Raw genomic sequence first — 14,728 nt, 5'->3', positions numbered from 1 at the left:
CCCCGCCGATCCGCCTCGCCCTAGCCCAGCAGCGTGGTCTGCACGAAGATGCCGGCGAACACCGAGAAACCGAACCAGGTGTTGTGCAGGAAGGCGCGGAAGCACGCCGCGCGGTCGCGATGGCGGATCCACCACAGGTGGCGAACGGCGATGGCGGCGGCGCCCCCCAGGCCCGCCGCGTAGGCCCATCCGTAGTCCAGCATGGCGCCGACCACGCCCAGCAGCGCCAGGGTCGCCGCATAGCATACGCCCACGGCGGCCACGTCCCACTTGCCGAAAGTGACGGCGGAGGTGCGCAGGCCGAGCTTGAGATCGTCGGGCCGGTCCACCATGGCGTATTCGGTGTCGTAGGCGATCGCCCAGAAGATGTTGGCGGCCAGCATGATCCAGCCTTCCAGCGGCACGGTCTCGAGCACGGCCGCGTAGGCCATGGGAATGCCGAAGCCGAAGGCGATGCCCAGGTAGGCCTGGGGGATGGCGAAGAAACGCTTGAACTTGGGATAGGTGACGGACAGGAACACGGCCACCACGGACAGGACCCAGACCAGGTGGTTCATGGGCAGGATCAGCAGCAGCGCCAGCAGCGTCAGCACCAGCGTCACGCCCAGCGCCTCGCGGCCCGAGATCAGGCCCGACGTCAGCACCCGGTCGCGCGTGCGCTCGACGTGCAGATCGACGTCGCGGTCGAAATAATCGTTGATGCCGCAGCCGGCCGAGCGCATCAGCACCGTGCCTATCACGAAGGCGAATACCAGGTACAACGACGGCTCTCCGTTGCTGGCGGCCCACAGGGCCCACAGCGTGGGCCAGACCAGCAGCAGGATGCCGATCGGCTTGTCCAGGCGCACAAGGCGCATGTACAGGCCGAGGCGATGGGAAAGGGAGTCGGGAAACGTAGGGTCCATGCCGTTATGGTACCAGCGCCTCTCACTGGATCGGATGATGCGCGCCCGCCCTGAATTGCCTAGAATGCGCGCATGAGAAAAGTCCTGCTCGCCTCCGCGCTGTGCGCGGCGCTCGCCGGCTGCGCCGCGGTGGAGCCCGCCGACACCGCCCGGTCATCCCAATCCCTGGCAGCGGCTCAAGCTGCCTTCCAGCAGATTCAGTGGGGTTTTCTACAGCCCTATATCGGCCATCTGTACGTCAACGACGATGGCGACTGGCTGCAGGTGATGGCGGACCCGGCCCAGGGCGCGCTCGCCATCAGGCTCTACACGGCCAACAACCTGCGGGACTCCAGCGCGATCCGGCTACTCGTGCGCCCCACGGCCCAGCCGGACACCTACCACATGCTGATCGAGAACTCCGGCATGCTCAGCGACGACCAGGCGACCGTCCGCTTCGACGAAAGCGGACGCATGAAGGTCCTGAACGGCTCGCTGAACGATCTGCAACTGTCCCTGGCCGAGGCTGCCGCACACTTTTCCTATCGCGCATCGGGTTCCTCGTTCCGCATGACGCCCAAGCCGCTGCGCCGCGACGTCTACACCCTGCCCGACGGCAGCACGATCCCCGTCAGCATGGATCCCGCGTCCCCCTATCAGCAACTGCGCGCCGCCTCGCCGTTCGGCATCTGGGAGCAAAGCGTGGGGCAGACCTTCGTCAGCCGCATCGTCGTGTTGAAAATCGACAAGGACGACGCGGGCAATCTGGTTTTCCAGTACAGCCAACCCGACGGATCGAACCCCGGCCGAGAAGTCTTTCAGGCCCCTTCCAGGACGGATCCCAAGGCATTCCGCGTACTGAGCATGCCGAACCAGCCCACGGGATCCTTCGCAAGCAAGCAATTGACGCTGTCGGCGGATGACCGCCTGGTCCACCAATTCACGGGAACTGAAAACATCTTCAGCTACAACGGCGACTACCTCAACATCTACATCAACCGCGGCGACTCCATCCGGATCATGCACCGGGCGCAGGGACCGGACGATGACTCGCCGTCGACAGGGAACCATATCTATCTTCCCGTGACCCGCGAGCGCCTGGCCGCGGCGATGGAAAACCGCGAGCGCCAGCAAGTCGAGCGCGAACGGGACCGCATATATGCCCAGCGCCGCGCCGCCGAGCGGGCGGCGGAATCCCAGGCCACGACGAACGCCATCCTGAGCGGCCTGGCCAGCGGCTTCCAGCAGGCCAACCAGAGCAACATGCGCATGGCGCAGCAGTCCCGCGACTTCGAACGCGACCTGAACCAGAAGCTGCGGCAGATCGAACAGCAGAAACAGCAGCGCGACCGCGAAGCCGCCGCGCATGCCGACCGGATCATGGCGGCCAACGCCGCGGCTGCGCAGACCCGCGCGGCGTCCGCGCCGACATCCACGGCCTCTTCCCCGCCGCAACGAACCGCGGCCGCGGCACCGGCGGCATCAGCGAGCGCGCAGGAAGCCCAGCGCAAGCAGGAAGAACAGCGCAAGGCCGAGGAAGCCCGCGCCGCGGAACAGGCCAGGCTGGCCAAGGAAAAACAGCGCGAGGAAGAAACCCGCAGGAAGGCGGAACTCGCCCGCCAGGAACAGGAACGCCGGACCCAGGCGCTGCTGGATCATCTCGCCGCCGAGCGGCGCGCCATACGCCTGCAGGCGGCCCAATGCCCCGCCAAGGGGGGGCTACCCTCGGTCATCGGCATCCGGCCCGCCGTGCAGCCCAAGGTCGCCAACTGCATCACGGTGCATTTCGAAGCCCGCTGCCCCGCCGACCGTCCCGGCACGGGAATGACCGGGTCGATCTGGGCCTACAACGGCATGGGCAATTGCACCGAAACCGGCGACCTGCCGCGCAAGCTGGCCTGCGACGTGCGGGAAGCCGTGGTCGAGGTCACGAACGTGACCACCTGCCAATAACAGCGGCGGGGCCCTGCCGGGCCCCGGACACCGCTAGTTCAGCCCGCGCAGCGCGAAGCGCTTGAGCTTGCCCGTTTCGGTACGGGGCAAGGCGTCGACGAAGCGGATGACGCGCGGGTACTTGTAGGGAGCGATGGTGCGCTTGACGTGCTCCTGCAGGGCCTTGGCCAGATCGTCTCCAGGCGCGAACCCGGGTCGCAGCACGACGAAGGCGGTGACGACCTGGCCGCGTTCCTCGTCGGGGGCGCCGATCACGCCGCATTCGGCCACGGCCTCGTGCTGGAGCAAGGCGCTTTCGACCTCGGGGCCGGCGATGTTGTAGCCGGCCGAGATGATCATGTCGTCGGTGCGGGCCTGGTAGTACAGGTAGCCGTCCTCGTCCATCATGAAGGAATCGCCGGTCAGGTTCCAACCCTGGCGCACGGCGTTGGCCTGGCGGTCGTCGGCCAGGTATTTGCAGCCGGTGGGGCCGCGCACGGCCAGGCGGCCGACGGTGCGGGGCGGCAACGGCTGCATGGATTCGTCGACGATGCAGGCCTGGTAGCCGGGCACCACCTTGCCGATGGCGCCGCGGCGCACGTCCTGGCCGGCGCTGGAGATGAAGATGTGGATCATCTCGGTGCTGCCGATCCCATCGGTCATCTCCACGCCGGTCGCCTGCTTCCAGCTCTGGCGCGTGGCGTCGGGCAGGGCCTCGCCGGCCGAGACGCAATGGCGCAGGCTGGAGATGTCGTAGCCCGGGGCCAGGGCCGCCATCTGGCGGTAGAAGGTGGGCGCGGTAAAGACGACGGTGGCGCGGGTGGCCTGGATGGTTTCCAGCAGCGAGGCCGGGGTCAGCTTCTCGGACAGCACGGTGGAGGCGCCGGCGCGCAGCGGGAAGCACAGCATGCCGCCCAGGCCGAAGGTGAACGCCAGGGGCGGCGTGCCGCAGAAGATGTCGTCGGGCGTGGCCTGCAATATCGAGCGCGGGAACAGGTCGCACATCGCCAGCACGTCGCGGTGGAAATGGATGCAGCCCTTGGGACTGCCCGTGGTGCCGCTGGTGAAGGCGATCAGGCAGACGTCGTCGCCTGCCGTATCGCACGCCGGAAAGGATGCGGGCTTGGCGCGCGCCAGGGTTTCCAGCGATTCGGGGCCGTCGTCGTTGAAGTAGCGGGCCTGAGCCAGCGTGGGGCAATGGGTGGGGCCGGGCCGCATGCAGGCGTCGATCTCGTCGCGCAGGCGCGCGTCGCACAGCACCGCGCTGACCTGCGCCTTGTCGATGACGGGCTTGAGTTCCACCGCGCGCAGCAGCGGCATGGTGGGCACCGCCACCAACCCGGCCTTGATCGTGGCCAGCAGGGCGACCGCCATGGCCGGGTTGTTCGGTCCGCGCAGCAGGACCCGGTTGCCCGGCACCAGGCCCATGTCCTCGACCAGGACACGCGCCAGGCGGTCCACCCGCTGCTGCAACTCGGCATAGGTGATGGCCGAAGGCTTGCCGTCGGTCACCGTCCAGATGGCTGGGCGCCGGCCGTGCCCCGCCACCACCGCGCCGTCGACCAGCTCGGCCGCGCAATTGAAGCGGGCGGGATAGCGGACGGCGGGATGGTCGAGCAGGAATGCCGGCCAAGCCTCGGGCGGCGGCAGATGATCGCGCGCAAAGGTATCGAGATGCCCCGAGCGTTCCATGAGTGGTCTCCAGCGGTATGCGCGGCCTCCTGGCCGGGCAGTGACGGGTCGAAGATTAATTTAACTTAAAATTTTTAAACCTCAAATAATTTTCCGCATCCGGACGGGGAAAGAACATAGAAAAAATCCCTGCATCGCGTCGCCCGCGAGGCAGGGATTTCCATGACGCGGCGCCGGGAGCGGCGCCCGGGCCTCGGGGTTATTGCAGCAGGCTGCGCAGCATCCAGGCGGTCTTCTCGTGGAATTCCAGGCGCTGGGTCAGCAGGTCGGCGGTCGGCTCGTCGTTGGCGGCATCGGCCACCTTGAGGATGTTGCGGGCGGTCTTGGCCACCGCCTCGTGCCCCACCACCAGTTGGCGCACCATTTCCAGTGCCTCGGGCACGTCGGCCGGCTCGCTGATCGTGGTGAGCTTGGCGAACTCGCGGTAGGTGCCCGGCGCGAAGTGTCCCAGCGCGCGGATGCGTTCGGCCACGTCGTCGATGGAGTTCCACAGGTCGGTGTACTGGGTCATGAACATGGCATGCAGGGTGTTGAACATCGGCCCCGTCACGTTCCAGTGGAAGTTGTGCGTCATCAGGTACAGCGTATAGGTATCGGCCAGCAGCTTGGACAAGCCCCCGGCCACCGCGGCGCGGTCCTTGTCCGAGATGCCGATGTCGATGCGCAGCGCACCGGCGGCCGAGCGGGCCGCACCGCCATTGCTTGCGGGTTTCTTGGCAGATGCTTTCTTCACCATTGTTGACTCCTTGTCAAAGTCGAAACCGACGTCACAGAATACTAGATTGGGATGATACGTGGCATGACAAGCGCCGCCCGGTTCAGGCCGTCTGGGCGCTGGACTCCAGCATGGTCACGCCGTTCAGCCGACAGGCATGGATCGCGGCGATCAGGGTGTCGATGGCGGCGGTGCGGGGGAAGCTCTTGCGCCACGCCAGCACCACGCGCCGATCAGGCACCGGGTCCTCGAAGGGGATGTAGCGCAGCAGGTCGCGGTCGTCGGGCTGCGACGGGATCGACGACATCGGCAGCACCGTGATCCCGATGCCCGAGGCCACCATGTGGCGGATGGTCTCGAGCGACGACCCCTCGAAGGTCCGCTGTATGCCCTCGGTGGTCGCCGAAAAGCGCGACAGCTCGGGACACACCTCCAGTACCTGGTCGCGGAAGCAATGGCCCGTGCCCAGCAGCAGCATGGTCTCGCTCTTGAGCTCCTCGGCCTTGACGTGGCTGCGGCTGGCCAATGGATGGCCCTTGGGCACGGCCACCACGAAAGGCTCGTCGTACAGCGGCTGGATGGACAGGCCGGCGTCGGGCAGCGGCAAGGCCATGATGGCGCAGTCGATCTCGCCCTGGCGCAGCAGTTCCAGCAGCCGTGCGGTGAAATACTCCTGCAGCAGCAGCGGCATCTGCGGCGCGCTCTCGATCAACCGGGGCACCAATTGCGGCAGCAGGTAGGGGCCGATGGTGTAGATGACGCCCACCCGCAGCGCGCCGGACAGCGGGTCGTGCCCCTGCTTGGCGATCTCCTTCAGGTTCGCGCTTTCCTCCAGCACTTTCTGGGCCTGGGCGACGATGCGCTCGCCGATGGGCGTCACGCCCACCTCGGTGCCGCCGCGTTCGAACAAGGTCACGCCCAGTTCGTCCTCCAGCTTGCGGATGGCCACCGAAAGCGTGGGCTGGCTGACGAAACAGGCCTCGGCGGCGCGACCGAAGTGCCGTTCCCGCGCCACCGCCACGATGTACTTCAGTTCTGTCAGGGTCATCTCTCGCCTCTTTTCAAGCCTTGAGGAAATCTTCCCGCCCGCGCATCCATCGCGCCAGATGGGCGGACACCACGTCCTGCGCGCGCGCCTGCAATTCGGCCGCGGCCTCGTGCGCCTGCTCGGCGATCTCCAGGTCGGCGTCCAGGTCGGCGAACCGCATCAGCGCCAGGCCCGATTGCCGCACGCCCAGGAACTCGCCGGGCCCGCGCAGCTCGAGGTCGCGCCGCGCGATCTCGAAGCCGTCGGTGGTTTCATGCATGGTGCGCAGCCGCGCCTTGGCGACCTGCGACAGCGGCGCCTGGTACATCAGCACGCACACCGACTCGGCCGCGCCCCGCCCTACCCGGCCGCGCAACTGGTGCAGTTGCGCCAGGCCGAAGCGTTCGGCGTGCTCGATCACCATCAGCGAGGCATTGGGCACGTCCACGCCGACCTCGATCACGGTGGTGGCCACCAGCAGGTCGAGCTCGCCATCCTTGAAGGCCTGCATGACGGCCGCCTTCTCGGAAGTCGGCAGCCTGCCATGCACCAGTCCCACGCGCAGTTCGGGCAGCGCCTGCCGCAGCGTCTCGAAAGTGTCGACGGCGGTCTGCAGTTCCAGCGTCTCGCTTTCCTCGACCAGCGGGCACACCCAATACACCTGGCGACCGGACCGGGCCGCCTCGTGTATGCGCGCGACCACCTCGTCGCGGCGCGTGTCCGACAGCAGCTTGGTGATGACCGGCACCCGGCCCGGCGGCAGCTCGTCGATGACCGACACGTCCAGGTCGGCGAAGAAGGTCATCGCCAGCGTGCGGGGAATGGGCGTGGCGGACATCATCAGTTGATGGGGGAAGACCTCGTCCTCGCCGCCCTTGTTGCGCAGGGCCAGCCGCTGGCCCACGCCGAAGCGGTGCTGCTCGTCGACGATGGACAGGCCCAGCCGCGCGAACTGGACGTGCTGCTGGATCAGCGCCTGCGTGCCCACCGCCAGCGGCGCCTCGCCGCTTTCTATCAGCGCGGCCGCCTCGCGCCGCGCCTTGGGGGTCAGGCTGCCGGTCAGCCAGGCCACCTTCACGCCCAGCGGCTCCAGCCAGCCGACCAGCTTGCGGAAATGCTGTTCGGCCAGGATCTCGGTGGGCGCCATCAGCGCCGCCTGGTAGCCGTTGTCTATCGCCTGCGCGGCGGCCAGCGCCGCCACCACGGTCTTGCCGCTGCCCACGTCGCCCTGCAGCAGCCGCTGCATGGGGTGCGGCCGGGCCAGGTCGGCGGCGATCTCGTCCCGCACCCGCTGCTGGGCGCCGGTCAGCTCGAACGGCAGCGCGCGCAGCAGCCGCGCCACCAGGCCGTCCGACGCGGTGGAGCGCGCCAGCGGCGGCGCCCGCTTGTCCAGCCGGGCGGCGCGCGCACGCGCCAGCGACAGTTGCTGGGCCAGGAGCTCGTCGAACTTGATGCGCAGCCAGGCCGGATGCGCGCGATCGATCAGGGGCTGCGTGGCCACGTCGGGCGGCGGCGCATGCAGCAGGCGCACGGCCTCGCCGAAAGGCATCAGGCCATACCGTTGCAGCAGCGCCTCCGGCAGCGTGTCGCGCAGATCCGCCTGCTGCAGCGCCGCGGCAACGGCCTTGCGCAGCGTGGCCTGCGGCAGCCCCTCGGTGGTGGGATAGACCGGCGTCAGGCGATCCGGCAAGGGCGTGTCGCCGTCGGCGACCGTGGTGCGCGGGTGCACCATCTCCATGCCGAAGAAACCGCCGCGCGCCTCGCCCCGGGCGCGAATGCGGCGCCCCACCGCCAGTTGCTTCTGCTGGCTGGGATAGAAATTCAGGTAGCGCAGCGCGAGTTCGCCGGTGTCGTCCTCGATCGCGGCCACCAGTTGGCGCCGCGGCCGGTAGGCGACCTCGCAGCGCGTCACCACGCCCTCGACCTGCGCCCACATGCCCGGCAGCAACCGCTTGATCGGCGTCAGCTGCGTCTCGTCCTCGTAGCGGATGGGCAGGTGCAGGACGAAGTCGTCCGCGACGCGCAGCCCGAGCTTGCGCATCTTGCGCTGCTGCGGCGTCAGTTCGCTTTCGTCCTGGACGGCGGGGCGCGCGCTCATGTACCGGCCCGGTTCAGATGACCAGGATCGCCTCGACCTCGAACTCGGCGCCCTTGGGCAAGGCGGCCACCCCCACCGTGGAGCGGGCGGGGAAAGGCTGGGGAATCAGTTGCGCCATGATGTCGTTGGCCGTGCCGAACTTGGACAGATCCGTCAGGAACAGCGTCAGCTTGACGACCTGGTCCAAGGTGCCGCCCGCCTGGCGCACCACCGCTTCCATGTTGGCGAAGGCCTGGCGCACCTGGGCCTCGAAACTGCTCGTCTCGAGCTGGCCGGTGGCGGGAATCAGGCCGATCTGGCCCGACAGGTACACGGTCCTGCCGGAAGCGGGCACGGCCACGGCCTGGGAATACGGGCCGACGGCCGCCGGCGCGGCGTCGGTATGGATGATCTGCTTGCTCATGCTTGCCTCGAGAATTGGGGGATCGCGCCCATGGACGCCTATGCATAAAGCTATCAGAAATTCGTTTGTCATAGTGCCCGCCCCGCCACAGGGTAACAATTTCCCTGTTGCTAGAATGGCCTTCAAAGCGCGATTTCTTCCAAAAGCGTACGCTGCGCGCCGCGCGATCAAGAAGCCACCGACACCAGGCAGCAGGAACCCCTTCGTATGAAAGCAACCTCATGGCGCGAGCGTCTGCTGGGCAAGGCCCGGGACCCGCTGTCCCCGGATACCCGGCATTCCCTCGCGCTGGCGGCCTTCCTGGCCTGGGTGGGGCTGGGCGCGGACGGCCTGTCCTCGTCGTCCTACGGCCCCGAGGAAGCGTTCCGCGCCCTGGGCACCCATACCCATCTCGCCCTGTTCCTGGCCATCGCCACGGCCATCACGGTGTTCGTGGTCGCGCTGGCCTACAACCAGGTCATCGAACTGTTCCCCACCGGCGGCGGCGGATACCGGGTCTCGACCGCGCTGCTGGGCCCCACGGCCGGCCTGGTGTCCGGTTCGGCGCTGATCGTCGACTACGTGCTGACCATCGCCATATCCGTGGCCAGCGGCACCGACGCGCTGTTTTCGCTGCTGCCCGCCAGCTGGCAGACCTTCAAGCTGTGGACCGCCTGTGTGATGGTGCTCCTGCTGATATGGCTGAACCTGCGCGGCGCCAAGGAAAGCATCAAGGTCCTCCTGCCCATCTTCGCCGGCTTCGTGGTCACGCATGCCATCCTGATCGCCTGGGGCATCTTCGCCCACGCCGAGGGGCTGCCGCTGCTGATTCCCGACACGATCAGGGAAGTGCGCGAGTTCTCGCAGGAAGCCGGCTGGTTCTTCGTGCTGGCGGTATTCCTGAAAGCCTATTCGCTGGGCGGCGGTACCTATACCGGGATCGAGGCGGTCTCCAACAACGTCGATCGCCTGGCCGAGCCGGTCGTCCACACCGGCAAGGCGACCATGCTGCTGATGGCCATCAGCCTGGCCTTCACCGCCGGCGGCATCATCCTGCTGTACCTGCTGTGGAACGCCACGCCCGTGGAAGGCCAGACGCTGAACGCCGTGGTGTTCGGCAACGTGCTGAGCGAGATGGGCTTCGGCGACGGCAACCTGGTCGTGGCGCTGACCGTGGTGCTGGCCTTCGAGGCCGGCCTCCTGTTCGTGGCCGCCAACACCGGCTTCCTGGGCGGCCCCTCGGTGCTGTCCAACATGGCCTCCGACTCCTGGATGCCGCACCGGTTCCGCTACCTGTCGAACCGGCTGGTCACCGAGAACGGCATCCTGCTGATGGGCATCTCCGCCTTCGCCATCCTGCTGCTGACCGGCGGCAAGGTATCCGTCCTGGTGGTGCTGTACTCGATCAACGTGTTCCTGACCTTCACGCTGTCGCTGGCCGGCCTGTCGCTGTACTGGATACGGAACCGCCACAAGCCCCTGCACAAGAAGCACTGGCGCCAGCGCCTGGCCCTGTCGCTGGTGGCCGTCACCATCACCAGCTCCATTTTGGTCGTCACCATCGTCGAAAAATTCTTCGAAGGCGGCTGGGCCACGCTGCTGATCACCAGCGTGCTGATCTTCATCTGCCTGGGGATACGGGCCCACTACCGCGAAACGCGGCGACGCATCGCCGCGATCGACGACATCTTCGCCGACCAGTCCTTCGGCTCGGACTGCTCGCCGCCCGCGCTCGACCCCTACGCGCCCACGGCCGCCTTCCTGGTCGGCTCCAGCCGCGGCGGCGGCCTGCATGCGCTGCTGTGGGTACAGCGCATGTTCCCGGATCACTTCAAGAACTTCATCTTCATCAACGCACGGACCGTGGACGCGCAGGTCTACGGCGGTCCCGAAGCCATGGAGGCGATGAAGCTGCAGGCCACCACCTCGTTGAAATTCTTCGAGCGTTTCTGCAACAGCTACGGCATGGCCGCGACCAGTCGCCTGGGGTTCGGCACCGATGCCGTGCAGACCCTGGAAAAGCTCATCACCGAAGTGCTGCAGGAATACCCCAACACCATCGTCTTCGCCAGCAAGCTGGTGTTCAAGCGCGAGAATTTCGTCACCCGCCTGCTGCACAACCAGGCCATCAATTCGCTGCAGCGGCGCATGCACGTCAACGGCCAGCAGCTGATGGTGCTGCCGATGCTCATCGACTAGCGCCCGGGCGCGCCGGAGCGCGGTATCCTTAGGAGAATCTTCCGGGAACCGCGCTCTCCATGCTTCGCTTCGAACACCTCATCCAGATCAACGACCCGCTCGTCCCCCTGCTTACGCCGCTCACGCGCGAGCAGATCTGGCGTGGGCTGTTCATCCGGGCCCATGAACCGACGGAATTCGTCATGGGCCTGGAAAGCTGCACCATCGAAGCGGAAGCGATCGGGCAGGAGCACACCGTGCTCAAGCGCGTGCTCGACTTCGGCCCCTTCCAGGTCCATGACGAGGTCACGCTGACGCCCATGCGCCAAGTCAAGGTGCTGGCCACCGCCACCGAACTGTGGCCGCGCAGCGAGGCCACGGTGCGCATCGAGGAACCGGAGCCCGACGTACTGTTCCTGCGCTTCATCTACGAGCTGGACCTGCAGGAAGGCCACAGCGAGCTGGACGAGACCGTGGTGGCCCTGCGCAAGCAGGCCTACATCGCCGCCGACATGGATACGGTCCAGCGCATCCGGGAGCTGGCCGAGTCGGGCCGGCTCGTGCACTGACCCGGGTTACTTTTCGACGAAGGCGCGTTCGACCACGTAGTCGCCGGCATGGCCGGTATGCTCGGACGCCTTGAAGCCCAGGCCGTCCAGGATGGCGGTGACGTCGGCCAGCATGTGGGGACTGCCGCACAGCATGGCGCGGTCGTGCTCGGGGTTGATGGGGGGCAGTCCGATGTCCGCCGCCAGCTTGCCGCTGGTCAGCAGATCGGTGATGCGACCCTGGTTGCGGAAGGGCTCGCGCGTGACCGTGGGGTAGTAGATCAGCTTGTCGCGCACCATGTCGCCGAAGTATTCATTGCCCGGCAATTCGGTGCCGATGTAGTCGGCATAGGCCAGTTCGCTGACCCACCGCACGCCGTGCACCAGCACCACTTTCTCGAAGCGCTCGTAGACGTCGGGGTCCTTGATGATGCTCATGAAAGGGGCCAGGCCCGTGCCCGTGCCGAACAGGTACAGGTTCTTGCCGGGCAGGAGATCGTCCACCACCAGGGTGCCGACCGGCTTGCGGCTGACCAGAATGGAATCGCCTTCCTTCAGGTGCTGCAGGCGCGACGTCAGCGGACCGTTGGGCACCTTGATGCTCAGGAACTCGAGGTGTTCCTCGTAATTGGCGCTGGCGATACTGTAGGCGCGCATCAACGGCTTGCCTTCGACTTCCAGGCCGATCATGACGAAGTGGCCGTTGTGGAAACGCAGCGCGGGATCGCGCGTGGTCTTGAAGCTGAAAAGCGTCTCGTTCCAGTGGTGAACGCTTGTGACGCGTTCGGTATTGAAAGCGGCCATGGCCTGTCGGACCCCATCTAGATAGTCGGGCCAGTTTACCAAACCATGACTGGCCGTCGGACGTAAACCTTAGATTTTATGCGGATTAGCGGGCAGTAAGGCGAAATTGACCGCATCTTATGAACATGGGTTTTAAGCATATTGCCGCCGGCCGGGGTAACCCACTGTTTCTTTCAAATGATGGCGGCGACTGACCTGGATCAATCAGACTGTTCCCGATCTCCTGTGTAATGGAAGTCCCCCCTCACCTTCCGGAGGCCGAACGATGACTGCCATGATGAAAGCCGCCGTGTTCGTCGCGCCCGGGCGCATCGAGATCACGGACAAGCCCATTCCCGGCGTGGGCCCGAACGACGCCCTGGTCCGCATCACCACCACGACCATCTGCGGTACCGACATCCACATACTGAAAGGCGAATACCCCGTCGCCCCGGGCCTGACCGTGGGCCACGAACCGGTCGGCGTGATCGAGAAACTCGGCAGCGCCGTCACCGGCTACCGGGAAGGCCAGCGCGTCATCGCCGGCGCCATCTGCCCCAACTTCAACTCCTATGCCGCCCAGGACGGCGTCCCCTCGCAGGACGGCAGCTACTTGGCGCCGCAGGGCCTGTGCGGCTGCCACGGCTACAAGGCCACCGCCGGCTGGCGCTTCGGCAACCTCATCGACGGCACCCAGGCGGAATACGTGCTGGTGCCCGATGCCCAGGCCAATCTCGCCCCCATTCCCAACGGCCTGACCGACGAACAGGTGCTGATGTGCCCGGACATCATGTCCACCGGCTTCAAGGGCGCGGAAAACGCCAACATCCGCATCGGCGACGTCGTCGCCGTGTTCGCCCAGGGGCCCATCGGCCTGTGCGCCACCGCCGGCGCCCGGCTATCGGGCGCGACGACCATCATCGCCATCGACGGCAACCCGCACCGGCTCGACATTGCCCGCAAGCTGGGGGCGGACGTCGCGCTGAATTTCCGCGAATGCGACGTGGTGGACGAGATCATGAAGCTGACCGGCGGCCGCGGCGTGGACGCCTCGATCGAGGCCCTGGGCACCCAGTCGACCTTCGCGTCCGCGCTGCGCGTGCTCAAGCCGGGCGGCACCCTGTCCAGCCTGGGGGTCTATTCCGAGGACCTGACCCTGCCGCTATCGGCCTTCGCCGCCGGGCTGGGCGACCACAAGATCAACACCGCCCTGTGCCCGGGCGGCAAGGAACGGATGCGGCGGCTGATCAACGTGCTGGAATCCGGGCGCCTGGACCTGGGGCTGCTGGTGACGCACCAGTTCAAGCTGGACGACATCGTGGCGGCCTACGAGCTGTTCGCGAACCAGCGGGACAATGTGCTGAAGGTGGCGGTCAAGCCGCAGTGAGCGGCTCATGGTTGAGCTCTTCATGGTTTTTGAAGCGAAGCGTGCGCGTAACATTTGCGCACCCGCTGGCCGGCCTGAGTATCGGCCACCTGGAGAAGATCCCGGCCGGCCGCGACGCCAGGAAGGAACGCCTGAAGTCGATCAAGCTCGAGCAGTAACGTGGCGGAGTCCTTCGGATATCCGGAGAAACTGTTCGCGCAGCCATTGGCCGCCGGCGTCCTGGTCGCGTATGACGGGCCATTGCATGACCATGGTGAGCTTTGGCAGCTTGAGAGGATGAGGCAAGATCCGGATGGGATGGTGCTCGATAGCCTGTTCTGCCAGGCGCCGTTGGACGGTTGCTATCCACGGGGTTCCCACTATCGCGGCCGGCAGCATGCCAAACGCCGGGACGGTCGCAACAACGCGTCGCGCCAGGCCCATTTCGCGAATCGCGCGTTCATCCCCTGAATATCCGCCAGCGTCGGGATTGACGCGAACGATATGGCCGAGTTTCAGGTAATCCGCCTGGGACGGCCTGGAATCCACATGCCTATTGTCTCGCGACACGATACAGACATACTCGTCGTCGAACAGCTCGACACTGGAACACTCCTGCAGAGCCATGGGCTTGGGCACGACGACCAGGTCGATCAGGCCCAGCGTGAAGCGCCGCACGTAGTCTACCGAACGGGTTTCGAGATCGATGCGAATACTGGGCGCGCTGACTGCCAACTGGGGCAGAAGCAACGGCAAGAAAATAGGCATCACGTAGTCGGATGCCACCACCGTGAAGGTCCGGTCGCTGGCCAGCGGGTCGAAACCCGGGCGCATCTGCACCAGTTCTGTCGTGCTCGCGAGCAGGTGTCCAACACGCCTGGAGAGGTCAAGGCCGAAGGGCGTCAGGATCATGCTGCGGCCGGAGCGCTGGATGAGCGGGTCCCCGAAATGCTCTCTAAGGCGGTTTAGCGCGCCGCTCATGGCTGGTTGACTGATCGAGAGCTTTTCGGCCGCTCGCGTCACGCTTTGCGTCGACAGAAGCGCCTCCAACGCCACCAGCAAATTCAGATCGAGTTTCTGCAAATGCATGATGCGCGAAGTCTAGCAGCACTTTCCCACGTGC

12 protein-coding genes are annotated in these 14,728 nt (G+C 66.4%); 4 read left to right on the top strand and 8 right to left on the bottom strand.

Annotated features, from left to right (window positions below):
* Positions 1 to 20 precede the first annotated feature (20 nt).
* Positions 21 to 905, bottom strand: coding sequence for a 4-hydroxybenzoate octaprenyltransferase (gene ubiA / locus N5K27_RS00270; RefSeq protein ID WP_279813587.1), 885 nt, complete (start codon positions 903 to 905; stop codon positions 21 to 23).
* A gap of 72 nt (positions 906 to 977) precedes the next feature.
* On the opposite strand from ubiA, the gene N5K27_RS00265 reads away from it, so the two are divergent.
* Entirely contained in the window at positions 978 to 2,837 is a 1,860-nt protein-coding gene (locus N5K27_RS00265; protein WP_279813584.1) for a hypothetical protein, read from the top strand.
* Between the two features lie 33 nt (positions 2,838 to 2,870).
* On the opposite strand, the gene N5K27_RS00260 is transcribed toward N5K27_RS00265, so the two are convergent.
* From N5K27_RS00260 to N5K27_RS00240, 5 genes are all read right to left on the bottom strand, one after another.
* Positions 2,871 to 4,508 (bottom strand): AMP-binding protein, encoded by a 1,638-nt coding sequence (locus tag N5K27_RS00260; RefSeq protein WP_279813582.1) that lies wholly within the window; start codon positions 4,506 to 4,508, stop codon positions 2,871 to 2,873.
* 199 nt (positions 4,509 to 4,707) lie between these two features.
* A complete protein-coding gene (locus tag N5K27_RS00255; protein WP_279813579.1) occupies positions 4,708 to 5,244 on the bottom strand; it encodes a Dps family protein in 537 nt (178 codons plus the stop codon).
* A gap of 82 nt (positions 5,245 to 5,326) precedes the next feature.
* Positions 5,327 to 6,271 carry a LysR substrate-binding domain-containing protein gene (locus N5K27_RS00250; RefSeq protein ID WP_087838211.1) on the bottom strand — a complete coding sequence of 315 codons (945 nt, stop codon included), beginning with the start codon at positions 6,269 to 6,271 and terminating at the stop codon, positions 5,327 to 5,329.
* 13 nt (positions 6,272 to 6,284) lie between these two features.
* Positions 6,285 to 8,291 (bottom strand): ATP-dependent DNA helicase RecG, encoded by a 2,007-nt coding sequence (recG, locus tag N5K27_RS00245; protein ID WP_338619142.1) that lies wholly within the window; start codon positions 8,289 to 8,291, stop codon positions 6,285 to 6,287.
* Positions 8,292 to 8,361: 70 nt separating this feature from the next.
* Complete coding sequence (locus N5K27_RS00240) at positions 8,362 to 8,751, bottom strand: Rid family detoxifying hydrolase (protein WP_279813574.1); 390 nt, start codon at positions 8,749 to 8,751, stop codon at positions 8,362 to 8,364.
* A 207-nt stretch (positions 8,752 to 8,958) separates the two neighbouring features.
* Between N5K27_RS00240 and N5K27_RS00235 the strand changes: the two genes are divergently transcribed.
* Positions 8,959 to 10,929: an APC family permease gene (locus N5K27_RS00235; RefSeq protein ID WP_279813571.1), complete on the top strand. Its 1,971-nt coding sequence runs from the start codon at positions 8,959 to 8,961 to the stop codon at positions 10,927 to 10,929.
* A gap of 59 nt (positions 10,930 to 10,988) precedes the next feature.
* On the top strand, positions 10,989 to 11,477 hold the full coding sequence (locus N5K27_RS00230) for an SRPBCC family protein (RefSeq protein ID WP_279813569.1): 489 nt from the start codon (positions 10,989 to 10,991) through the stop codon (positions 11,475 to 11,477).
* A 6-nt stretch (positions 11,478 to 11,483) separates the two neighbouring features.
* On the opposite strand, the gene N5K27_RS00225 is transcribed toward N5K27_RS00230, so the two are convergent.
* Positions 11,484 to 12,260 carry a ferredoxin--NADP reductase gene (locus N5K27_RS00225; RefSeq protein ID WP_279813565.1) on the bottom strand — a complete coding sequence of 259 codons (777 nt, stop codon included), beginning with the start codon at positions 12,258 to 12,260 and terminating at the stop codon, positions 11,484 to 11,486.
* A gap of 265 nt (positions 12,261 to 12,525) precedes the next feature.
* Here N5K27_RS00225 and N5K27_RS00220 point away from each other — a divergent pair, with 265 nt between their 5' ends.
* Positions 12,526 to 13,626, top strand: a complete 1,101-nt coding sequence (locus N5K27_RS00220; protein WP_279813563.1) for an NAD(P)-dependent alcohol dehydrogenase — start codon at positions 12,526 to 12,528, stop codon at positions 13,624 to 13,626.
* Between the two features lie 141 nt (positions 13,627 to 13,767).
* Here the strand turns inward: N5K27_RS00220 and N5K27_RS00215 are convergent, their stop codons facing one another.
* The gene (locus N5K27_RS00215) at positions 13,768 to 14,694 is read right to left on the bottom strand and encodes a LysR family transcriptional regulator (protein WP_087838205.1); all 927 of its coding nucleotides are present in this window, start codon (positions 14,692 to 14,694) and stop codon (positions 13,768 to 13,770) included.
* Positions 14,695 to 14,728: the final 34 nt, after the last annotated feature.

Source organism: Pigmentiphaga sp. GD03639, from assembly GCF_029845405.1.
GTDB classification, from domain to species: Bacteria; Pseudomonadota; Gammaproteobacteria; order Burkholderiales; family Burkholderiaceae_B; genus Pigmentiphaga; species Pigmentiphaga daeguensis.
The sequence above is the reverse complement of the archived record's forward strand: the minus strand, read 5'-3'. Positions and strand labels throughout refer to the sequence as shown.